At 67.7% G+C, this 21177-nt stretch carries 19 protein-coding genes; 12 read left to right on the forward strand and 7 right to left on the reverse strand.

Annotated elements, in window-relative coordinates; genetic code table 11:
• Positions 1-13 precede the first annotated feature (13 nt).
• The 7 genes from JWP60_RS07945 to JWP60_RS07975 are packed head-to-tail and all read left to right on the forward strand — an operon-like array spanning position 14 to position 9551.
• Entirely contained in the window at positions 14-1921 is a 1908-nt protein-coding gene (locus JWP60_RS07945) for a hypothetical protein (RefSeq protein WP_299788844.1), read from the forward strand.
• The gene (locus tag JWP60_RS07950) at positions 1899-2348 is read left to right on the forward strand and encodes a GtrA family protein (protein WP_299788846.1); all 450 of its coding nucleotides are present in this window, start codon (positions 1899-1901) and stop codon (positions 2346-2348) included. The genes JWP60_RS07945 and JWP60_RS07950 overlap by 23 nt, the downstream gene beginning before the upstream one ends.
• A complete protein-coding gene (locus JWP60_RS07955; RefSeq protein WP_299788861.1) occupies positions 2345-3967 on the forward strand; it encodes an NAD(P)/FAD-dependent oxidoreductase in 1623 nt (540 codons plus the stop codon). Before JWP60_RS07950 ends, JWP60_RS07955 begins: the two co-directional genes overlap by 4 nt.
• Before the next feature lie 15 nt (positions 3968-3982).
• Positions 3983-5704 carry a hypothetical protein gene (locus JWP60_RS07960; protein WP_299788863.1) on the forward strand — a complete coding sequence of 574 codons (1722 nt, stop codon included), beginning with the start codon at positions 3983-3985 and terminating at the stop codon, positions 5702-5704.
• Positions 5705-5738: 34 nt separating this feature from the next.
• Positions 5739-6911: a glycosyltransferase family 2 protein gene (locus JWP60_RS07965; RefSeq protein WP_299788865.1), complete on the forward strand. Its 1173-nt coding sequence runs from the start codon at positions 5739-5741 to the stop codon at positions 6909-6911.
• A gap of 30 nt (positions 6912-6941) precedes the next feature.
• Positions 6942-8492 (forward strand): oligosaccharide flippase family protein, encoded by a 1551-nt coding sequence (locus tag JWP60_RS07970; RefSeq protein ID WP_299788867.1) that lies wholly within the window; start codon positions 6942-6944, stop codon positions 8490-8492.
• Positions 8493-8510: 18 nt separating this feature from the next.
• Positions 8511-9551 (forward strand): class I SAM-dependent methyltransferase, encoded by a 1041-nt coding sequence (locus tag JWP60_RS07975; protein WP_299788869.1) that lies wholly within the window; start codon positions 8511-8513, stop codon positions 9549-9551.
• Between the two features lie 46 nt (positions 9552-9597).
• Here JWP60_RS07975 and JWP60_RS07980 read toward each other — a convergent pair whose 3' ends face one another.
• Positions 9598-10542 carry a glycosyltransferase family 2 protein gene (locus tag JWP60_RS07980; RefSeq protein WP_299788871.1) on the reverse strand — a complete coding sequence of 315 codons (945 nt, stop codon included), beginning with the start codon at positions 10540-10542 and terminating at the stop codon, positions 9598-9600.
• 77 nt (positions 10543-10619) lie between these two features.
• Between JWP60_RS07980 and JWP60_RS07985 the strand changes: the two genes are divergently transcribed.
• The gene (locus tag JWP60_RS07985) at positions 10620-11753 is read left to right on the forward strand and encodes a glycosyltransferase family 4 protein (protein WP_299788873.1); all 1134 of its coding nucleotides are present in this window, start codon (positions 10620-10622) and stop codon (positions 11751-11753) included.
• Positions 11754-11820: 67 nt separating this feature from the next.
• On the opposite strand, the gene JWP60_RS07990 is transcribed toward JWP60_RS07985, so the two are convergent.
• On the reverse strand, positions 11821-14268 hold the full coding sequence (locus tag JWP60_RS07990) for a hypothetical protein (RefSeq protein ID WP_299788875.1): 2448 nt from the start codon (positions 14266-14268) through the stop codon (positions 11821-11823).
• Between JWP60_RS07990 and JWP60_RS07995 the strand changes: the two genes are divergently transcribed.
• Complete coding sequence (locus tag JWP60_RS07995; protein ID WP_299788877.1) at positions 14252-15928, forward strand: Wzy polymerase domain-containing protein; 1677 nt, start codon at positions 14252-14254, stop codon at positions 15926-15928. The genes JWP60_RS07990 and JWP60_RS07995 overlap by 17 nt on opposite strands.
• On the opposite strand, the gene moaC is transcribed toward JWP60_RS07995, so the two are convergent.
• Positions 15929-16414: a cyclic pyranopterin monophosphate synthase MoaC gene (gene moaC, locus JWP60_RS08000; RefSeq protein ID WP_299788879.1), complete on the reverse strand. Its 486-nt coding sequence runs from the start codon at positions 16412-16414 to the stop codon at positions 15929-15931.
• Positions 16415-16582: 168 nt separating this feature from the next.
• Here moaC and JWP60_RS08005 point away from each other — a divergent pair, with 168 nt between their 5' ends.
• Positions 16583-17971 (forward strand): M48 family metalloprotease, encoded by a 1389-nt coding sequence (locus JWP60_RS08005; RefSeq protein WP_299788938.1) that lies wholly within the window; start codon positions 16583-16585, stop codon positions 17969-17971.
• Here JWP60_RS08005 and JWP60_RS08010 read toward each other — a convergent pair.
• From JWP60_RS08010 to JWP60_RS08020, 3 genes are read right to left on the reverse strand one after another with little or no spacing between them, the layout of a single operon-like run.
• Complete coding sequence (locus tag JWP60_RS08010; protein WP_299788941.1) at positions 17939-18292, reverse strand: phage holin family protein; 354 nt, start codon at positions 18290-18292, stop codon at positions 17939-17941. The two genes, JWP60_RS08005 and JWP60_RS08010, sit on opposite strands and share 33 nt — an antisense overlap.
• A gap of 39 nt (positions 18293-18331) precedes the next feature.
• Positions 18332-18736, reverse strand: coding sequence for a hypothetical protein (locus JWP60_RS08015; RefSeq protein WP_299788881.1), 405 nt, complete (start codon positions 18734-18736; stop codon positions 18332-18334).
• A gap of 22 nt (positions 18737-18758) precedes the next feature.
• A complete protein-coding gene (locus tag JWP60_RS08020) occupies positions 18759-19442 on the reverse strand; it encodes a TerC family protein (RefSeq protein ID WP_299788883.1) in 684 nt (227 codons plus the stop codon).
• A 278-nt stretch (positions 19443-19720) separates the two neighbouring features.
• Between JWP60_RS08020 and JWP60_RS08025 the strand changes: the two genes are divergently transcribed.
• Together JWP60_RS08025 and JWP60_RS08030 are read left to right on the forward strand one after the other, a co-directional pair.
• Positions 19721-20143 carry a DUF3717 domain-containing protein gene (locus JWP60_RS08025; protein WP_299788885.1) on the forward strand — a complete coding sequence of 141 codons (423 nt, stop codon included), beginning with the start codon at positions 19721-19723 and terminating at the stop codon, positions 20141-20143.
• Positions 20144-20145: 2 nt separating this feature from the next.
• On the forward strand, positions 20146-20445 hold the full coding sequence (locus tag JWP60_RS08030) for a DUF2007 domain-containing protein (protein ID WP_299788887.1): 300 nt from the start codon (positions 20146-20148) through the stop codon (positions 20443-20445).
• Between the two features lie 171 nt (positions 20446-20616).
• On the opposite strand, the gene JWP60_RS08035 is transcribed toward JWP60_RS08030, so the two are convergent.
• Positions 20617-21177, reverse strand: a complete 561-nt coding sequence (locus JWP60_RS08035; protein WP_299788890.1) for a YaeQ family protein — start codon at positions 21175-21177, stop codon at positions 20617-20619.

The raw sequence follows: 21177 nt of genomic DNA on the forward strand, positions 1-21177 counted from the left end.
ATTCACGGTTTCCATGCAATCCCCCTCCGCCTCCCACCCGCTGGCGCACGTGTCGCCTGTGACGGACACCCGGCGCTCCTTCGCCGTCTTCGCGGTGTGCCTGGTGGCGGCACTGTGGTTGCTGGCCCGCCCCTACATCGGCTTGCGCCACGATGGCGAGCTGTATCTGGGCCAGATGCTTCTGCACTGGTATCCGGAGATCCTCTCGCAGGACCTCTTTTTCAAGTTCGGTTCGCAGGACACCTACAGCATCGTTTCGCGCTTCCTCGCAGTGTTCTATGGCGAGATCGGCGTAGCGCAGGGGCAGATGCTGCTGATCGCCGCAACGCAGATCGCGGTCCTCCTGCTCGTGTTCGACTTCCTGCGCCGCGCCGGAGTGGACCCGCTCCAGCGACTCCTGGGCATGGCTGCCCTGTGCGTCATGTCGCACAACTATGGCGGCTGGAGCATTCTTTCTTTCTCCGAGCGCTTCATCACGGGACGCAGCTTCGCGGAGCCGTTCGCGCTGTATGCGCTGTTCGCGGTGGACCGCAAGCAGCTGGTTCGAGCCGGGCTCGCACTGCTCGCCGCGATGCTGTTCCACCCCTTGATCGGCCTCCCTGCCGTGGTGGTCGCCTGGGGCATGCTGGTCGTGCGCGACCGCCGTTGGCTGGCCGCTCTCGCGGCGGCGCCCGTCGCCTTTGCATTGGCGGCCGCGGGGGTTCCCCCCTTTGCCACCTTGCTCCATACCTACGATGCCGAGTGGTGGAAGGCCATCGGGCAGTCCAACGGGATGGTGTTCGTCGTCAGGTGGCCCTTTGTCGACTGGGTTGCGGTGCTGTTCGACTGTGGGATTCTCTGGGTCGCAGCGCGCGTCTTCCCCTCGATGGGGACTCTGCTGCGGGTCGCGGCGGTCGTCACCGGCGCCCTGCTGGCCACTTCAGCGGTGGGTGCGGACTGGATGCACAACGTGCTGATCACGCAATTGCAGCTATGGCGTGTGCACTGGATCAGCCATCTGCTGGCACTGCCCCTGCTGGTCATCCTTCTGTGGCGCACCTGGCGTGCCGGCGATGTCCTGGCGCAGACCGCGGTGCTCGCGGGGGCGGCGGCCGCCGTCGCCACCAACGTCCGGTATGCCGCCGAGCCCGGCTTGGTGGCGTGGGCAGCCTTTGCGGTCTGCCTGCTGTACACCCGGCCTGCCATCTCTCCGCGCCTGCTGCAGGTCGCTCGCGGGGTGACCGTGGCGGCACTCGTCACGATCGTCGCCCTGATCCTTCGCATTACCGCGCAGCAGCTATTCGCTGCGCGCGGCGCGCCCGATACGTCGTACATCCTGCTGCTGGTCGCGACGATGCCGGCTCTTTCGATTCCTCTGGCCCTGTTTTTCCTGAACCTTCATCGCCGCGGCGGGTTGCCGGCGGCTGGAGTCCTGGCGCTCGTCGTCGCCGGCACGGTGTTCGGTGTCATGCACTGGGACCAGAGGCCGAGCTGGATTCGCTACATCGAAACGCATGTGCGCGACGAGCACCCCTTCGCCAAGCTGATTCCTGCGCAGGCAGAGGTCCTCTGGTGGGACGAGACTCCCGCCGTGTGGGCCTTGCTCCACCGCCGCAGCTATTTCTCGAGCCTGCAGAGTGGCGGATTGCTGTTCAGCCGCGACACCACTGAGGAGTTCCTGCGGCGCGGGCGCATCGTCGGCGCCATTCAGTTGCAGCGCGATGTCTGCGACCTCATGTCCGGCCTGCAACCCGGATCCGTGCACGAAGACTGCTGGCCGACCATGCCGGCGGTGGAGCAGGCGTGCCAGGCCGCGGGCGGCCCCGACTTCGTCATCGTGTCCCACCCGCTCGCCCGTGGGGTCGTCGCGCAGTGGACGTTCGATGCCTCCCGTAACTCCCACGAGACCTTCTACCTCCATGACTGTCAACAAATTCGCTGATCCGGCGGTTGCGGCACCCGCGTCGATCACACCCGGTCGACTCGTCTGGGAGTTCCTCCGATACTTCGGCTGCAGTGCCGTGGCGCTGGGTGCCGATGGCGGCCTGTATGCCCTGGGGCTGCGCCTCGACGTGCCTTATCCGATCGCGGCGGCCATTGGCTTCATCTCCGGCTTGTGGATCGCCTACAGCCTCAGTGTCCGCTTCGTCTTCGGCGAGCGCCGGCTGCGCGACGAGCGCGCCGAGTTGCTTGTATTCGCGGCCATCGGTGTCGCCGGCCTTCTGTTGACCGAGTTGCTGCTCTGGCTGCTGGTCGGGCACGCGCACTGGAACGCCGGCTACGCGAAGCTCGCCAGCGCGGGCTTCGTCTTCTGTTTCAACTTCGGCGCCCGCAAGGCGCTGCTCTTCACCAAGGGCGCGGCAGCATGAGCCAAGACACCATCATCATCGGCGCTGGTCCGGCCGGCCTCACCGCGGGCCTGGAACTGGTCCGCGCCGGTCGCACCGGCGTGACCATCCTCGAGGCGACGCAGGACATCGGCGGCCTCTCCAAGACGGTCAACTACAAGGGCAACCGGATCGACATCGGCGGCCATCGCTTCTTCTCCAAGTCCGACTGGGTGATGAACTGGTGGCGCGACATCCTGCCGGTCGCACTGCCTCCCGGCGCCGGTGCCGAGCGCGAATTCCGCCTCGCCTACCAGGGGTCGCAGCGTCTGCTCGGCGCCAACGAGATCCAGGCGAGCGAGAGCGACGAATCCGTGATGATGGTGCGCAACCGCCTCTCGCGCATCTACTGGGGCGGCAAGTTCTTCGACTACCCGCTCAAGCCCAATCTCGAGATGGCCCTGAAGTTGGGCCCGATGAAGTGCATGACCCTGGGCAGCAGCTACGCGTATTCGGCCGTGCGGCCGATCACGCCCGAGCGCTCGCTGGAAGACTTCTTCATCAACCGCTTCGGCCGCCAGCTCTATCTCACCTTCTTCAAGGAATACACCGAGAAGGTGTGGGGCGTGCCCTGCAACGAGATCAGCGCCGAGTGGGGCGCACAGCGCGTGAAGAGCCTGTCCATCAGCAAGGCCCTGCTGCATGCGATGCGCAAGGCGATCACCGGTGGCGCGGCCGCGGAACAGACTTCGCTGATCGAGAACTTCCTGTACCCGAAGTACGGTCCCGGCCAGATGTGGGAAACGGTGGCCGAGCGCTTCGAGCGCTCCGGTGGACGCATCGTCCGCGATGCCACGGTGGCGGCCGTCGAGCGCGATGGCAACCGTGTCACGCGCGTGCGCGCCCGCCACGCCGATGGCCAGGAGCAGGTCTTCGACGCCGGCCACGTGGTTTCGACGATGCCCGTGCGCGAGCTGGTGCAGGCCATGCGCCCGGCGCCGACGCCGGAGGTCATGGAAGTCGGCAGCGGCTTGCAGTATCGCGACTTCATCACCGTGGGCCTGCTGTATCGCAAGCTGCGCAAGACGGCGTCGGCCACGCTGCAGGCCAAGACCAACATGGTTCCCGACAACTGGATCTACATCCAGGACTCGGGCGTCAAGGTGGGCCGCCTGCAGATCTTCAACAACTGGAGCCCGTACATGGTGGCCGACCCGGACACCGTGTGGATCGGCCTGGAGTTCTTCGCGCGCGACGACGACTCGCTGTGGGCGATGAGCGACGAGCAGCTCAAGGCGCTGGCGATCCGCGAAATGCGCGAACTCAAGCTCGCCGACGAGGCCGATGCGCTGGACGCCACCGTCATCCGCATGCCCAAGGCCTATCCGGGCTACTTCGGCTCCGCGTACGAGCGTTTCGACACGGTCAAGGATTGGCTGGGCGGCCTGTCCAACCTGTACCTCGTGGGTCGCAACGGCATGCACCGGTACAACAACCAAGATCACTCGATGCTGTCGGCCCGCCTGGCGGCGCAGAGCATCCTCACCGGCAAGGACCAGCGCTCGGCGATCTGGGCGGTGAACATCGACGACGAGTATCACGAGCAGGCCGAAAAGGCGAACCAGCCCGCGTCGAGCGGGGCCGCGCCGGTCGCTGCCTGAGGACGACGCGTGCTCGTGGCCAGACCCACCGGTCGGCTCTCGGCAGCATCGCCGAAGCCCGAAACCATCACGCAAGTGCTGGTGGCAGGCACGGTCGCCCTGTGCTGCGTGGCGCCGCTGCTGACATCGCTCTCGCGCTCGGGGCAGGCGCCGCGCGAGGCTTATCTGATCTTCGAGCGGCTGTTCTTTTTCAACGACTACGCCGGCTCGCTCGCGATGCTGGTGGCGCTGGTCGTGGCGCTGGCGCTGCCGAAGGTGCAGCAGGCCGTGATCGGCCTCGCGACCTGGGTCGGCGAGCATCCGGGCGCCACCATAGCCGCCGCCTTCGTCACGCTGGCCGCGTGCTCGCGTTTCGTCTACATGGCGCATCCGCTGTCGATGGACGAATACGCGCCGTGGATGCAGGCCCATGCATTCGCACAGGGCCATCTGGCCGCGCACTATCCGCCGCAATTGCTGGACGCGATCGTGCCGAAGGAGTTCCAGGGGTACTTCATTGGCGTCAATCATTCGACCGGTGAAGCAGCTTCCAAGTACTGGCCCGGCCTCGCCCTGATGCTGGCGCCATTCGTCTGGCTGGACCTCGGCTGGTGCCTGAATCCGGCGTTCGGAGCCCTCGCGCTGGCGATGATCTACAAGCTGGCCTCCGAGGCCACGGGACAGCGTGTGGCGGGCGGGTGGGCGATGCTGGCGGCACTGGCCTCCCCGCAGTTCACGGTCAACGCCATCTCGCTCTACGCAATGCCGGGCGAGCTGGCGTTGAACCTCCTGTTTCTCTGGCTGCTGCTCAGGCCGAGTGCGAAAAGCGCATTTGCCGCCGGCCTGGTGGGCGGACTGGCCCTGGCAATGCACAACCCGGTGCCGCACGCCCTCATGGCGGCGCCGGCGCTGGTGTGGCTGGCCTGGGATCGCCAGCGCTGGCCCTGGCTCGCAGCCGCACTGGCCGGGTACGTGCCGCCGGCGGCCATCCTGCTGCTCGGATGGGTGTCTTACCTGTCGGGAGTGGAAGCCGCCGTGGCTCGTACCGGCGCACCAGCCGCCCACCACGGTCTTCTGGATGTCGTCTCGTATTTCTTCGGCAGCGTCCTGATGGTGCCCACGGACGACATGGTCCTGGCGCGGTGGTACGCCACCTGGAAGGTCTGGATCTGGGGCTGCCCCGGCCTGCTGTTCGTGCTGTTCATTCCGCGCAGCAAGGGCATCGCCGAACGATTGCTGCTCGCCGCTTTCGCGACGACGTTCCTGTTCTTCCTGTTCGTCCGCTTCGACCAGGGGCACGGGTGGGGCTACCGGTATATCCACACCGCATGGGCAGCGCTGCCCGTCGCGGCGGGCATCTGGTTGGCCACGGCGCGAGATGCATCGCGTAAGTGGGGCGCCACGATGATCGCGGCCGGCCTTCTCGCGACCCCCGTCTTCATGTGGCAAACCCACCAGACGATCGCGGAGACACTTTCCTGGCGACTGTCTCCGCCGGCAACCGGAGAGTGGGTCGTCTTTGTCGCCGAGGACACCGGACGCTACCGAGGCGACCTCGTGCAGAACGCATCGGACCGAACGGGCCGGCTCCATCTGGTGAGCCGGGGCGAGGCGGAAGACAATGCCCTGATGGCGCGGCAATTTCCCGGCGCAGTGCGCCTAGAGCGGGATCGCCGCGGTTCGTTGTGGCGCTTGCCGGAGGGCATGCTGGCCGAAAAGCTCCGCGCGATGTCCGTCCGCGCGGCAGGCGCGCGCTGAAGCGCCCCAACTCTTCACTTCTGGATCTGGTGCCGTGGAACTGACCATCCTGATGCCCTGCCTCAATGAGGCAAATACCGTCCAGCGCTGCGTCGATGCAGCCCGTGGATTTCTCGTGCGCGCCGGGATCGAGGGCGAAGTCCTGATCGCCGACAACGGCTCGACCGACGGCTCACAGGCTCTCGCCGAAGCCGCGGGTGCTCGCGTCGTGCCGGTGGCGGAGCGTGGTTATGGTGCCGCGCTCAAAGGGGGCATTGCTGCCGCGCGCGGTCGCTACGTGATCATGGGCGACGCGGATGACAGCTACGATTTCTCGGCACTGCAGGGCTTCGTCGACGCCCTGCGCCGCGGCGCGCAGCTGGTCATGGGCAATCGCTTCCGAGGCGGGATTGCCGCCGGTGCCATGCCGCTCCTGCACCGCTATCTGGGCAATCCGGTTCTGAGCTTCATCGGCCGCCTGTTCTTCCGCACGCCGATCGGCGATTTCCATTGCGGCATGCGCGGCTTCGACCGCGGCGCCGTTGCCGATCTCGGCCTGGTCAGCCCCGGCATGGAGTTCGCTAGCGAGATGGTTGCGAAAGCGGCGCTCGCGAAGCTGCGGATCACTGAGGTTCCGACGACGCTCCGACCGGACGGCCGTGGGCGGCCCCCCCATCTGCGCACCTGGCGCGATGGCTGGCGCCATCTGCGTTTCCTGCTGCTGTTCTGCCCGCGCTGGCTGTTCCTCTATCCGGGACTGGCGCTGGCCGCGATCGGACTGACCGGTTTCGTCACGCTGCAGCGGGCGCCGGTGGTCTTTGCATCTGTGGGGCTGGACATCCATTCGCTGCTCTACATGGCGGGCGCCACCATCGTGGGAGTGCAGATGGTGCAGCTGGCCTTGCTGACCAAATGGATCGGGGTGGTCGCGGGCATCGTTCCGCGACCGTCCTGGCTGCCGTGGGCGGAGCGGGTGCTGTCGATCGAGCTCGGCTTGGTCGTCGCTGCCTGCCTGCTCGTCTCCGGAGTGGTCTGGTCGGCCATGCTGGTGCAGCAGTGGGGAGGGGCGGGTTTCGGCCCGCTGGATCCGCGCGCCGAGATGCGGGCAGCGATCCCGGCGGTGACCCTGGTCGTGCTGGGCATGCAGGCTGCGGCTGCGGCGCTGTTCGCCGGCGCAGTGCAGCTTTGCTGGCGAGCGGCCGGGAAAGACCTGCGGGTCGTTGGCTAGACTGCCAACGTGGCCTCAGCCCTTGCGCGCATGACCATCACCCTGCGGGACCAGCAGTCGCGCGATGCGGCGAGCTTGCCGCTGCCCGGCAAGCGCCAGGCCGTAGGTCGCAATCTGCTCCTCAGCTCGCTTGGAATGGCATTACCGGTGATCGCCTCGCTGTTGGCGCTGCCGGTCACGGTGCAGGGTCTCGGGGCCGCCCGCTTCGGCGTGCTTTCGCTTTTGCTCGGGGTGTTTGCCTACATCAGTTTGCTGGATCTCGGGCTCGGCACGGCGGTGAGCTACCGCGTGGCGCACATGATCCACGAGGCAGCCGACGCCGCCCGGGTGCGAGCGACGGTCCGGTCTGCCACGATCGCGGCGTTGGTCACCGGCGCGCTCGCGGCGACGGCGTTCTCGCTGTCGGCCAGGTGGTTGTGCACCGTGATCCTTGGGTCCGACTTCGCTCACCTGGCCGAAGCGACGGACTGCCTGAGGATGCTTGCCGCTTCGCTTCCGCTGGTGTTCGTGGCAGCGGTCTTCTCCGGCGTCCTGATCGCCCATGAAGCCTTCGGCCCTCTGAATCGCACGCGCGTTCCGTTCGGCGTGCTGATTGCGATTGCACCTGCGCTTGCGGCGGTATGCGGTGCCGACCTCGTGGTCGCTGCCGAACTGTTGCTGGCCATTCGCGTCGGCGTCGCCGCGATTCAGGCACGGCAGTGCGCGAGGGTGCTTCCGGCTCTGTGGCGCCCGGCACCGGGCGGATCCTTCCGGCTGGATTTGCTGACCCTGCTTCGCTTCGGAGGATGGACGACGGTCTCGAGCATGGTCGGACCGGTCATGGTGTACATGGACCGGTTTTATCTGGCTGCGGCCACCTCGCCCAGTCAGGTAGCCGGCTACGTGGCAACCTACGAGCTGGCCAGCAAGCTCTTGCTGCCCCCCGCGCTCGTGGTGCAGATCTTCTTTCCGCTGCTGATCGGCGCCCGGGTCCGCGATGTCGCCGAAAGCGAGCAGCTGTTTTCTCGCTTGGCCTCGGGTGTGGCGCTCCTTTGCTTTCTGCCCGCAGCCTTGCTCGCAGCGACGGCCCCCGAGCTGCTGGGGCGCTGGCTACCGGCGGTCGCCTCCTCGGAGAGTACGGCCGCCCTGCAGATCCTCTGCGGGGGCGCGCTGATCAACTGTGTTTCGCAAGTTTTCGTTCTCCAGGTCCAGAGCTTGGGGCGCACCAAGGCGATCGCCGTCGCGCACCTTGCCCAGCTCCCGGTGTACCTGCTGCTGCTCTGGTGGTCAGCGGTCCATTTCGGTCTCGTGGGCGTGGCTTTGGCCTGGAGCTTGCGGACTGCGGCCGACGCCATCCTGTTCTGCGGCATGGCGGCATCCACCGTCGGTGCGCAGGCACGGACGCGCCTGTGGCGGACCCTGGTGGTAACACTCGCCTTGAGTCTCATACTGGCCGGCCTCACTCAGGTGGGGTCGGTCGCCTCGAGGGCGCTCACGCTCGCCGTTCCACTCGTGTTTCTGCTGATATGGGGCAAGCGGCTTCTGCCGTGGCCCAAGGACGCTGGGTTGGCTTCGCTGGTTCGCCGCGGCACCAGCGCCTGATCCTGTAGACGGCCTCACATGCGCGACGAGTGCACCATCGACGGCTGGCCCGCGGGTTCCATCGAGCGCCTGGGCGCCTGCCCCCTGTGCGCCGCCACGGCGAGGTCGTGCCTGCATGAGGGCTTGACCGACCGCTTGTTCGGCACACCCGGGGAATGGCGCCTGCATGCCTGCGGGCAATGTGGAATCGCCTATCTCGATCCCCGGCCGAACGCCAAGGAGATCCACAGGGCGTACGCGCGGTACTTCACCCATGCGGACGATCCGCTCGGCGACCCCCAGCAACCGGGCACGACCTGGATCCAGTCTTTGCAGCTGGCGGTGCTGCGTGCCTACCTCCGGCGCCATTTCGGGCGCGTGGTTGCGCGGCCGAGCGACAGTCTCGCGCTGGTCATGCGGCTGTTTCCCGACGCACGAAGCGAGCTCGATGGCGCGATGAGAGGTGTGGCGCGTCCGCATCCGGGCGACACCGTCCTGGATATCGGCTGCGGCAGCGGTCGCTTCCTGGCCTGGGCACGATTCGCCGGCTGGAAGGGTATGGGCACCGAGGTCGACCCCGACGCTGCTACTCGGGCGCGCGCGAAAGGTTTCGAGGTCCATGAGGGGCCGCTGGAGGAATTGCTTGCCTCCGGTCGGAAGTTCGAGGCGATCACGATCGGCCACGTCATCGAACACGTCTACGACCCGCGCGCCGTCCTGCGGACCGCGCGGCAGCTCTTGCAGCCGGGGGGGCACTTCTGGATCGAGACGCCGAACATTGCGGCGCACGGTCACCAGTGCTTTGGCGCCCGCTGGCGGGGACTGGAGCCGCCTCGGCATCTCCAGATCTTCACGCCCGAGGTCCTGCGTGCACTGCTCGAAGAAGCCGGCTTCGACCAGGTCCGGTTTGCGCCTTGGCGAGGAGAGTGGCAGTGGATGGCGAACGCCAGCCGCGAAGGCACTCGCGCTCCCGGTCTGGCACGAGCCCTGTTCAGGGGGAGCGATCCCGACGAGCGCGTTGGACGCGACGATCCTCGCAAACGAGAGTTCATCACGCTGACGGCGACCGTCACTGCATAGTCGGTTGCAAGAAGCGGCTACTGCACGACCTGCTTGCTGACGTGACTCAGGTGCGCGGAGATTCCGATGCGGCGTCGGGCAGCAAGCGTCGACCGGAGAGCAGGTTCGCGAGCAGCAAGAGGCGCAGCAACACCTCGTCCGGCAGCCGCTGGCGGAAGCGCACGGGCATCAGCAGGAGGCGTGCGACGGCGGACGGCCGACGCGGGTCGAAGTAGCGGTCCAGCAGGCGGCGATCTTCGGGTTCCAGCCTGTCGCCATGCACACGACGAAAGTTGTCGATCTGCGCGAACATCGCATGCACCCAGTTCTTCCTTCCGAGGAAGCGGATCGCGTGCGTGTAGCGCCGCCACCCAAGCCGGGCGCCGACGGAATTCGCGGTGTGCTGCCGATAGAGAATGGTGGGCTCGGGATCTGCCACGACCCGGCCGAAGGCGGAGATGACCAGGTAGAGCCACCAGTCATGAAACTGCAGCAGGCGCTCGTCGCCGTTGCGCCTTGCGAGCAACAGGCCGGCGCGATTGAGCGCGCACGTGCAGCCGAATGCGATGTTCTCCACCAGTGCATTGCGGAACGACGGCGGCCGCGGCCACGCGGGCGAGAGACCCAGCGGATGCAGGTGTTCGTCGACGAGGCGCAGGCGCGAGCAGTACAAGGCAGGTTCGTCGCGCAGCGGCGCGAGCGCCGCCATGGCGCGCCCGATCTTGTCTGGCAGCCAGACGTCATCCTGGTCGCTGAACATCACCAGGTCGGCGTCGTCGGGCGCGGCATGGAGCAGCGTGAAGAAGCTGCGAGCGAAGCCGATGTTCTCGCCGCGCAGCACGGTCACGCGCGATTCGCCGAGCGATTCGATGCGAGCGACCACGCCGTCGGTGGATCCGTCGTCCCGTACAATGATCCGGCCATCCGCAGGCAAGGAGCCGAGGATCGAACGAAGCTGCTCCTCGATGAAGCGTTCGCCTTGCCAGGTGGATAACAGCACCACGACTCTCATTCTCCGGATTATCGCCGGAGGCTTCGCGTCGTCCTGACGCGTCCGAGCCCATGCAGCAGAGCCCGCCCCATCTTCGATTGCTGGTAGTCAGTCCGTATTACGCATCGCATGGCGGCGGCGTGGAAATGGTGGCGGGGCAGCTCGCCTCGGGGCTCGCAGCCCGCGGCTTCGAGGTGACCTGGGCCGCATCCGACACGGACGCCGCTGCCACCGACGACGGTGTGCTATGCATTCCGATGCGTGCCAACAATGCGATCGAAAAGCGCACCGGCGTTCCGGTTCCGCTGTGGACGCCGGGCGCCATGCGACAGCTCTGGCGCGCAATCCGTGCCTGCGATGTCGTGCTGATGCACGAATCGCTGTACCTGGCCAACCTGTGGGCTGCCGGGTCCGCGCGAATTCTTGGCAAGCCGCTGCTGCTGGTGCAGCATGTCGGCGAGGTCCCCTATCGCAGCCGCGCCCTGCGCACCGTCGTACGGGCCGGCAACGCCTTGGCCGCGCGGTTCGCCCAGCTTTGCGCGGCGCGGGTGGTGTTCGTCAGCGCGGTGGTGAAGGATTATTTTTGCGCCGGTCGGCCCGCGAATGCGTCCAGGCAACTGTTGATTCCAAACGGGTTCGATCCGGCTCGTTTCCATCCCGCGGTCCAGGGTGAGCGTGAGCGCACCCGGGCCAGGCTCGGGATCTCCGGGAGCCGCCCCGCGCTGCTGTTCGTCGGCCGCTTCGTGGAAAAGAAAGGCCTGCGGCTGCTCGAGGCGCTGGCGCGGCAACGCCCGGAATGGCAGTTCATCTTCGTCGGCTCCGGACCGCTGGACCCCGGCCGCTGGGGGCTGCCGCAAGTGCGTGTCGTCGGCCGAATTTCGCAGGAGCAGTTGCCCGACTGGTACCGGGCCGCCGACCTGCTGGTGCTTCCGAGTACGGGCGAAGGTTTTCCCCTCGTCGTGCAGGAGGCCATGGCCTGTGGCCTGCCGGCGGCCGTCGCCTCGGAAACGGCGCGGGCGCTGGAGGGCGTGCGAGAGATGGTCTTCTCGGATCGGGTAGACGCCGACGACCCGCGGACGCTGCAACGCTGGCTGGATTTGCTGGATGGCGCCCTGGCGAGCGACCTGGCTGCACGCCGGCATGAGGTAGCCCGTTTCGCCTCCGAGCAGTGGTCGTGGCGGCGCTGCGTCGAACACTACGCCAACGTGATCGAGAGCGTCGTTCGTCCGTGACGGGTCCGGTTCGATCGTGCAGGGCTCCGTTCGAGCACGGCACGGCGTAGCCCGCGCAGCGCAAGCCCTAGGCGCGCCGCCTCCTGCCCACCGCCAGCCCCGCCATCGTGCCCCCGATCACCAGCAGCCCGACGAGGAGCGACCAGCGCGTCCACCGCCAGCTCACGGGCTCGTAGTGCAGGTCCAGCCGCCCGCTGCCGCCCGGCGGCACTTCAACTTCGACGACGGCACCGAGATAGGGCCGGACGGGCAGCGGCTGGCCCGCAAGGGTGGCCGAATACCCTGGCCAGTACAGTCGCGAGAAGTGCAGGTGGCGTGCTTCCGCGCGCCCGGGCACCTCGAAGGCCTCGCGCCTCGCAGCTGCGGCGGCGGCGGCCACCACGCCGTCCGCATCCGGCAATCGGAGCAGGCTGCCGATGCTGGCCAGCTGGTTCACGGCGCGAATCCTCACGCGCCCGTCCCTCAGCCCGGCCTCCGCCGGCTGGAGTCCGGCGGCGGCCATCTGCTGCACCAGCGGAGCATCCAGGTCGCGGTCGCAAGCAAAGATGTCGGAGATCTCGAACAGCTGGTGCACATGGATTCCCGGCAAGCCTGGTGCCGGACGCGCCATGTCGACCAGCGTCGCCCGCGGCTGAAACAGCCCATGCGCATCGCCCCCGTACGGAAAGTGGTGCGCGAAACCCTTGTGGCCCACTGGTGAGTACCCGTTGATGGCGGGCTGCCCGTACAGCAGGTACCGTCCGCTGATCAACTCGCCCAGTTGTTCCGGCCTGCCCCAGGCAGAGCCCCGGTCGCACAGCCCCAGGACATAGCCTGGCCGGCCCGTCGGACGGATGGCGTCGGTGTCGGGCAGTATCGCGTAAGGCCACTTGCTGCCGCCGAGGCTCGGTGTGAGGGCCAGGCCTACGACCCAGGCGAAAGCGGAGATCAACATGGCCCAGGAGACGCGCGGGTCGCGGGGCGTCGGTTGCCGCAGCAGGTGCACCAGTACCAGCGCCCCGCCCCCGAACAGCACGGGCACCATCGCCAGCCGCATGAGGGCATCGAAATAGAAGAGGCCGCTTTCGGCCGAAAAATAGGTCAGGAGGGTGACGGTGGCGATGAACGCCGCGGCCCGCTTGATCGTTCGCTGGTCGATGCGCGCGGTGCCGTGTGCCACGCGTTGCAGCGCATAAACCGAGAGCGGGACCGCCAGCGCCGGCAGGAAGCGGATCGGGTAGCGCATCGGCCCGGTCTGGCTTGGCAGGAAGCACAGGAGGAATGCGGCGAATCCAAAGGCCAACAGAACCTTCTGTTCCGGGGTTGCCGGTGGCTTCCAGCGGAAGAAGGCCAGTGCGAAGAACAGGAGCGCGGTCGAATATCCCAGCGATGGCAGGTGCTGCTGGTGGCCGAACCAGGTCGTGTAGCTCCCATAGAACGGGTTGAACGTGTTCAGCAGCAGACCCCAGTGCGAAACCTGCTCGCCTCCATTGTTGTGCCAGCCGGAGCTGCGCATCACCCAGCCCGAGCTCATGACGTATTCGGCCATGAGAGGAACGGCCGCGACCAGGAATGCACTGGCAGGTGCGAGCGCAAGCAGCGCGATGCGCCGCAGCGAGCGATGCGCCCGGAAGTCGGCCACCGCAACGATCACGCACAACAGCGCATACGCCAGGTGGAGCTGCGTCATCGCCGAGGCAAAGAGAGCGCACCCGCCGGCGGCGGCGAGCGCGAACGCCCCGGGCGCGAGGCTGCGGCGCAGATGCAGCAGCGCGGCGAAGGCGAACAGGAACCAGGCGTAGGCGGATGCGCTGTTCCACCACGATGCTGCAAAGACGTACAGGAACATCGGTTGCGTGGCGAGCAGGAATCCGAGCAGGAGGGACCAGCGTCGGCCCAGCCCGTAGATGCGTCCCAGCCACCAGCCGGAAAAGACGACGAGCACGAAGTTCGTTCCCGCGAATGCCAGCACCGGAAGGGTCCTTCCTTCGCTCGTGGCCGCGAGCAGGCTGGCCACGATCGTCTGCGGAGAGAACGGCGACAGGACCATGTCCAGGAACATGTTGCCCCCGAGCCAGGTATGGGTCGTCAGGAGAGGCAGGTCGCCGGACAGCCAGAGCCGGCCCATTTCGCGGAAAAAGGGCAAGCACTCGTTCTGCGCGTCATCGATGAAGAAGAAGTCATCGAACCCGGCGACGCACCCCAGCAGGATCACGCCTGCGACAAGTACGATGCCGAATGCAGTCGACCAAGCCTGCCGCTGACGCACCGGCATCCCCTCGCTATCCATGTTCTTGTCCTGGTCGAAAATTCTGTGCCCCGCTGGATTCCATGCTGCCACATCGATATTGCAAGCCGACTCGAGAACCGTGCAGCGTTGCACGAAAACGGTCGCAATCGTGGTGAGCGTTGCGACTGGCAATCTTCCCCGCCTGCGGGTGACCACCGCCGCTATCACTCCAAAGTTCGCGTGCAGAGCGTTGCTGCCGGGAAGCAGATAATCCGATCGATGAATCTGCATGAAGAGCACTTCCACGAGCGCAATTGACGCCCCGCGGCTCCTGGCGACGCTGGCGCCCGCACAGCGCTTGACGGCCCAGACGGCATTGGCCGCCGTCCTGGCTTTCCTGCCGTGGCTCAATCCCTTCGCCCCCGGCCCCTCGGCCTCGGTAGGCCCGTGGCTCGTGAGCGCCGCCTGCGGCATCGGTTTGGGCATGGTGGCGGTTGCGCGTGGCGGGCGGCCTTCACCAGGCCTGTTGCTTCTGACGGCAGTGGCGGCGGCGTGGGCGGCGATGGTCACCGGAGCGCGCCCCGAGGTGGCGATGCTCGCCGGCGGTCTGCTGCTGGTCGCGATCGCTTCCGCGGTGCCTGCGGATGAAGGATGCGGCTCGCTCGCCCGCGCGCTGCAATGGGCCTGGCTCACCGCTGCGGCCCTGAGTGCGGTCATCGCACTGCTGCAGTACTTCGGCTTCGCCGAGGCCATGCATCCCTGGTTCAACGCCGCGCAACTCGGCGAGGCCTACGGCAACCTGCGGCAGCCGAACCTCTTTGCCAGTCTCTGCTCGCTGGGCATCGCGGTGCTCCTGTGGGGCGGCCTGCGTCTGCGGCTGTCGCTGAGCGTGGTGCTGATGGTGCTGCTCGCGGCGGCCAGTGCGGCTTCGGTGTCGCGCACGGGTGCCGTGCAGGCGATCGTGCTCGCGCTGCTTGCCGCATGGTGGCGCGGGCCCGATCGCCGACGGCGCCTGCTCCTGTGCGCGATCGGCGCCGCCGCGTACCTGCTTGCCTCCTGGGCACTTCCTTCATTGCTGGAACTTGCCACCGGCGTGGCGCCGGAACGCACGCTGTGGGGCCGGATCAGCGGCGGCGCTTCCTGCAGCAGCCGCACGGTCCTCTGGAGCAACGTGCTGCACCTGATCGCGCAGCGGCCGCTGGCCGGCTGGGGCTGGGGCGAACTGGATTTCGCGCACTTCGAAACGCTGTATCCCGGCGCCCGGTTTTGCGACATCCTGGACAACGCCCACAACCTGCCCTTGCATCTCGCCGTGGAATTGGGCGTGCCGGTGGCGCTGGCAATCTGCGCAATCGCGCTCTACGGCGCGTGCAAGCTGCGCCCGTGGGCGGAGCAGTCGCCGCTGCGGCAGCTCGCCTGGGCGCTGCTGGCGATCATCGCGCTGCACAGCCTGCTGGAATATCCACTCTGGTACGGGCCGTTCCAGCTGGTGTTCGGGGTTGCCTGTGGCTGGCTGCTGCCGCGCGCGGGACCTGTACCCGACCGTCGAAACACTGCATGGTTCACGACTCTCGGGATCCTGCTGGCGGTCACCGCCTATGCCGCGTGGGACTACGCCCGCGTGAGCCAGATCTACCTGGTGCCGGAGCAGCGACGCGCCGCCTGGCGTGACGACACGCTGTCGCATGTGCGGCGCTCGTGGCTCTTCTCCGGGCAGGCGGGGTTTGCGGATCTCACCCTGCAGGAGGTCACGCAGGCGACTGCGCCGCGCGTGTATTTCCTCGCCGAAGGTTCGCTGCATTACTCGCCCGAGCCGCGCGTGATCGAGCGCCTGATCGAGAGCGAAACCCTGCTCGGACGCAGCGATGCCGCGGTGCTGGACCTGGCGCGCTTTCGCGCCGCCTTTCCGCGCGACTACGAAACGTGGCGCGGAGCCGTGCGGCTTCCGTTGCCGCGCGCGCCCTAGCTAGCCTTCGCGCACGTAGCTCCCCGACTTCCCCCCATGCTTCTCGAACAGCTTCACCTCGGCGATCATCATGCCGCGGTCCACCGCCTTGCACATGTCGTAGATGGTGAGCAGGGCGATGTTGACGGCGGTCAGTGCTTCCATCTCGACGCCCGTGGGGCCGACGGTTTCGACGGTCGCGCTGCACACCACGGCGCCATGATCAGGTCCGGGCTCCAGCTCGAAATCGACCGCGACGCGGGTGAGCGCCAGCGGATGGCACAGCGGGATGAGGTCGCTGGTCTTCTTGGCCGCCTGGATGCCGGCAATGCGCGCAATCCCCAGCACGTCGCCTTTCTTTACGCTCCCGCTCTGGATGATGGCAAGGGTAGCCGCTAACATTTCGATCCTGCCGCGCGCCACCGCGACGCGGTGCGTAGCCGGCTTGGCTGCGACGTCGACCATATGCGCCTGGCCCTGCGCGTCGAAATGGGTGAGTCCGCTCATGCAACAACCTTCTGGATCGATCGAGGATCATACGGCCGCTGGCGTGCGGGAGCCCTCTTGCGGCTGAGCCCTTCGCGCGTGTTCGCCGGGGTCTTGACCGCGGTGCTGATCCTCGCCGGCACCGCGCCCAGCTACGCGCAACTGCCCACGCTCGGCGACAACAGCGACATGACCAGCGGCGCCGAGCGCAAGCTCGGCGAGCGCGTGGCGCGCGAGCTGTACCGCGACCCCGACTACATCGACGACCCGGTGCTGGTCGAATACGTGCAGGGCATCTGGCAGCGCCTGCTCAACGCGGCGCGCGCGCGCGGCGAGCTCACGTCCGAACTCGACGAGCGCTTTGCCTGGACGGTGCTCATGGGCAAGGACCGCACCGTCAATGCCTTTGCCTTGCCGGGCGGCTGGCTGGGCCTGCAGCTCGGGCTGGTGAGCGTCACCGCCAACGACGATGAACTGGCCTCCGTGCTCGCCCACGAGCTGAGCCACGTCACGCAGCGCCACATCGCCCGCCTGATGGCCCAGGAAAAGCAGCAGACGCCGCTGATGATCGCCGCCATGCTCCTGGGTGCGCTGGCGGCCACCAAGAACCCGCAGGCTGGCGCCGCGCTCATGACCGGCGGTCCCGCGCTGGCCATGCAGCAGCAGCTCAATTTCTCGCGTGACATGGAGCGCGAGGCCGACCGCATCGGCCTCGGCGTGATGACCGCCGCCGGCTTCCAGCCGCAGGGTTTCGTCACGATGTTCGATAAGCTGCAGCAGGCCTCGCGCCTGAACGACAACGGCGCCTATCCCTACCTGCGCACGCACCCCATGACCACGGAGCGCGCGGCGGAGATGCAGTCGCGCCAGCAGCTGGCGCCGCAGACGCCGGTGCAGCCCACGCTGCAACACGCGATGATCGCCGGGCGCGCCCGCGTGTTCTCCAATCCCGGGGTGGATGCGCAGCGCGCGATCGTCGGCGAGGCCGATGCGGCTGCCCTGAGTTCGCAACCGCGGGTCCGCCAGGCCCAGGTGCTCTATGGAGCGGCCCTGGCCTCCGCGCGCATGCACGACGGCCCCGCCGCGGCGCGCCTGCTGCAGCGGCTCGATGCGGTCGTGGCGGGTGATGCCGCCGGCCAGCGGCTCGCGCGCCTGCTGGCCGCCGAGATCGCACTGGACCAGGGCGACACCGCGCGCGTGCTGCGGCTGGTCGACGCGGACAGCAAGTCACGGCCCGAACTGCTGCTCGCGCTGCAGGCGCAGGTGCAGTCCGGCCATGCCGCGGAGGCGGCGCAGCGCCTGCAGACGTGGGTGGCCACGCAGCCGCGCGACGCGCTCGCGTGGCTGCTGCTCTCGAGTGCGTATACGGCGCAGGGGCAAGCCTTGCGCGCGGTCCGCGCCGAGGCCGAAGCACGGGTGGCCCAGCTCGATTACGCGGCCGCGCTCGATCGGTTCAAGGCGGCGCAGGACATGGTGCGCAAGGGGCAGGACGGCAACGATCACATCGAGGCGTCGATCATCGATACCCGGGCCCGGCAGGTCGACTCACTTCTTAAGGAACAGGCGCTCGAGCGCTGATTCGATCACCACGCCCAGCGCCGTGTAGAGCAGCGATCCGACCAGGGCCGCGCCAAAGTCGTGCACCGTGAAGCCGGAGAGCAGACCAGCGGCCGCCCAGAACACCAGCGCGTTGATCACGAACAGGAACAGGCCCAGCGTGAGCACCGTCACCGGCAGCGTCAGCACCACCAGCACGGGGCGCATCACGGCGTTCAGCAGGCCGATCACCACGGCGGCGGCCATCGCCGCGCCGAAAGTCTTGATCTCCACCCCGTCGTAGATATAGGCCACGAACAACAGCGCCGAGGCACTGAGCAGCCACTTCACAACGAGCTTCAGCATGGGCGCGGAGCATAGCACCGCGCCGCGCGCGCATCGTCAGTCCAGAGACAGGATCAGCAGCGCGCCCAGCCCGAGCAGCGCACCGGGCGACCAGCGCCCGAAGTCGCCCCCGTCGGAGGACTTGGGCCGGCGGACGTCCACCACGCGGGCGGTGCCGTGTTCGGCCATCAGGGAGCGCGTGAGCTCCGGCAGCGGCCCGCGCGCCAGCACGGGAGTGACGGCGTCGCCGCGCGCGCGCAGCGGCGGAATCACCTGCGCGAACAGCTTGTCGGCCCACTTGGCGCGCCAGTTCTCGCGCGCCGAATGGCTCACCCACTTGCTGATGCGATGCGTCATGCGCGGCGCGCAGGCGACCAGCACCCAGTGGGTGGGGGCTTCGACCGGCGGCATCTGCTGTCTGGCATATGCGGGGTCGTCAAGATAAACAATCACCTTGTCCATGCAGCCTCCTGCCGCTCGATTGCTAATGGGCCCCGGGGCCCCGCGCGCCGCGGCTGGCCAGCCAACCGGCGCCAAGCACGCCGGCGATGCATACAGCATACGTGCTCCAGCGCACGCTTGCATATGGGTCGAATACCGCATCCAGCAGCGGCTCGTCCACGATCATCTTCGCCGCCGTGAAGGCCAGCACCGCGGCCCCCAACTGGATGATGACGGGGAAGCGCTCCACCAGCTTCAGCACCAGGGTGCTGCCGAACACCACGATCGGCACGCTGATCACCAGGCCCAGGATCACCAGGTCGATGGCGCCGTGCGCTGCGCCGGCCACGCCCAGCACGTTGTCGATGCCCATGAGCGCGTCGGCGATGACGATGGTGCGCATGGCCCCCCAGAAAGTGGTGGCTCCGGCGCCGTGCGCCTCCTCGCCGCCCTCCTGGGCGAGCAAGCGGTACCCGATCCAGAGCAGGCCCAGGCCGCCCACCAGCATCACGCCGGGGATCTTCAGCAGCCAGACCACGCCCACGGTCATGACCGAACGCACCACGATCGCGCCGAGCGTGCCCCAGACGATCGCCTTTTTCTGCCGGTGCGCGGGCAGCGCGCGGGCGGCCAGCGCGATGACGATGGCGTTGTCGCCGGCCAGCACGAGGTCGATGAGGACGATGGCCAGCAGGGCGGACCACCAGGGGGCGGAGAGGATTTCCATGCGCACGAAGCTCCGGACAGAGGACACGATGTGCCCGTCGCGGCGGCGGACCGAAGCTGTTCGCAGGGGGCGAGAGGTGCTTCGATCCGGACCGCACGGGCCCGATCGAAGGTCTTGCTCGGCCCCGGTGGTGCACCGGTGCCCGGACAGCCGGAAGCTTGCGCTTCGTGTTGACGACTGGCCGAATGTGGGAGCTACTCCCCTTCGCTGGATCGATTAGACCACAGCGGGCGGCGTGCCCTGCAGCCGCGGGCTATCATGCCCGGTCCTACTGCGCCATGCCCGGCATCCACATCACCGACATCGAAGCCGCGATCAATTTCTGGCGCGGGCAGAAGCCCTCGCCGGACGGGATCGCGCTCGCGCCCGAACTGCGCGCGCTGGCCGAGGTGTATGCGCTGATGGTGTACTACCGCGAGCACGAGGCCGACGAGGACAGCTTCCCGCGCGCCGCCTACGCGGCGTGGAAGGTCTGGTACGACACCCAGCCCGACACCCCCTGCATCGCGATCTGTTCCACCAGCCAGGGCGATGCGCAGTGCAAGGGCTGCGGCCGCAGCTTCGAGGAGGTGCAGCGCTGGACCGAAATGACGCCGGGCGCCAAGCGCCAGGTGTGGCGCCGCATCACGCTGCAAGGCGATGCCTGGCGCTTCAATCGCTACGCGGAACGCGCGACCGGCGAGCCCGGCGAGAAACGCTGATCGTGCTGCGGCTGCGGCAGGCCCCCAACCTCGCGATCGCGACACTGTGGGCGGACGTGCTGCGGCAGGCGGGCATCGAAGCCAGCGTGCAGCGACAGTTCCTCTCTAGTGCCGCCGGCGAGCTGCCGCCGGACCAGTGCCTGCCCGAGATCTGGATCACGCACGACCAGCAGCTCGGCGAGGCGCGCAAGCTGCTGGATCAATTGCTGAACCTGCCGCAACGGCGCTGGCGCTGCGAATGCGGGGAACTGGTCGAGGGCGGGTTCGAGTCGTGCTGGAATTGCGGGCGGATGATGCCGTGACGAGTCAGTTGCCATGAGGATGTCATCCCGCGCTCTCTGGATGTCATCCCGGGCTTGACCCGGGATCCATGACTGCGCGTGAGCGAGCGCCGTCGTGGATTGCGGGTCAAGCCCGCAATGACATGCCTCACCGCAATGACATGCCCCGCCGCAATGACGTCCGTGCTCGGCTCACTTCCATTTCACCGGCTCGATGTCCACATGCCGGCTCGCGTCGCCCAGCATCAGCACGCCCTCCTGCACCGTCGCCTGCAACTGCATCGAGCGCTGTGCCAGTTGCGCGAGCGCCTGCGAGGTTTCGGTCGGGATGCGCCACACCGCGAGGTTGTGCAGGCGCGTCAGCTTGTTCTGTATGCCCTTCCACCACACCTCGGCGGCGGACTGGAAGACATACAGGGCCACCTGGTCGGCCTGCCGGCAGGCCTTGGTGATCGCCACGTCGTCGGGCTGGCCGACCTCGATCCACAGGCGCGTGGCGCCGGTGAAGTCGCGCAGCCAGGCATCGGGCTCGTCCGGGTCGGACAGTCCCTTGCCGAAGGCCAGCGTGCCGTCGCCGCCGCACACCGTCTGCAGTTCGTGGGCATGGAAGGCCAGCGCCGCCAGCCGCACCATCATGCGTTCGTCGGTTTCGCTGGGGTGGCGCGCCAGGGTGAGCGCGTGATCGGCGTAGTAGCCGTGGTCGATGTCCGCGACCGCGAGCTGCGCCTTGAAGACGGTGGATTTCAGGGCCAA

The sequence above is a fragment of the Ramlibacter sp. genome, assembly GCF_028291745.1.
Taxonomy (GTDB): domain Bacteria; phylum Pseudomonadota; class Gammaproteobacteria; order Burkholderiales; family Burkholderiaceae_C; genus Ramlibacter.

What these genes read in the sequence shown, in the direction of transcription:
- JWP60_RS08015 (WP_299788881.1), bottom strand. Translation starts at nt 18,736, where the DNA reads ATGGACAAGGTGATTGTTTATCTTGACGACCCCGCATATGCCAGACAG.
- moaC (WP_299788879.1), bottom strand. Translation starts at nt 16,414, where the DNA reads ATGAGCGGACTCACCCATTTCGACGCGCAGGGCCAGGCGCATATGGTC.
- JWP60_RS07970 (WP_299788867.1), top strand. Translation starts at nt 6,942, where the DNA reads ATGACCATCACCCTGCGGGACCAGCAGTCGCGCGATGCGGCGAGCTTG.
- JWP60_RS07945 (WP_299788844.1), top strand. Translation starts at nt 14, where the DNA reads ATGCAATCCCCCTCCGCCTCCCACCCGCTGGCGCACGTGTCGCCTGTG.
- JWP60_RS08020 (WP_299788883.1), bottom strand. Translation starts at nt 19,442, where the DNA reads ATGGAAATCCTCTCCGCCCCCTGGTGGTCCGCCCTGCTGGCCATCGTC.
- JWP60_RS07980 (WP_299788871.1), bottom strand. Translation starts at nt 10,542, where the DNA reads ATGAGAGTCGTGGTGCTGTTATCCACCTGGCAAGGCGAACGCTTCATC.
- JWP60_RS07995 (WP_299788877.1), top strand. Translation starts at nt 14,252, where the DNA reads ATGAAGAGCACTTCCACGAGCGCAATTGACGCCCCGCGGCTCCTGGCG.
- JWP60_RS07975 (WP_299788869.1), top strand. Translation starts at nt 8,511, where the DNA reads ATGCGCGACGAGTGCACCATCGACGGCTGGCCCGCGGGTTCCATCGAG.
- JWP60_RS07955 (WP_299788861.1), top strand. Translation starts at nt 2,345, where the DNA reads ATGAGCCAAGACACCATCATCATCGGCGCTGGTCCGGCCGGCCTCACC.
- JWP60_RS08005 (WP_299788938.1), top strand. Translation starts at nt 16,583, where the DNA reads ATGACCAGCGGCGCCGAGCGCAAGCTCGGCGAGCGCGTGGCGCGCGAG.
- JWP60_RS07950 (WP_299788846.1), top strand. Translation starts at nt 1,899, where the DNA reads ATGACTGTCAACAAATTCGCTGATCCGGCGGTTGCGGCACCCGCGTCG.
- JWP60_RS08025 (WP_299788885.1), top strand. Translation starts at nt 19,721, where the DNA reads ATGCCCGGCATCCACATCACCGACATCGAAGCCGCGATCAATTTCTGG.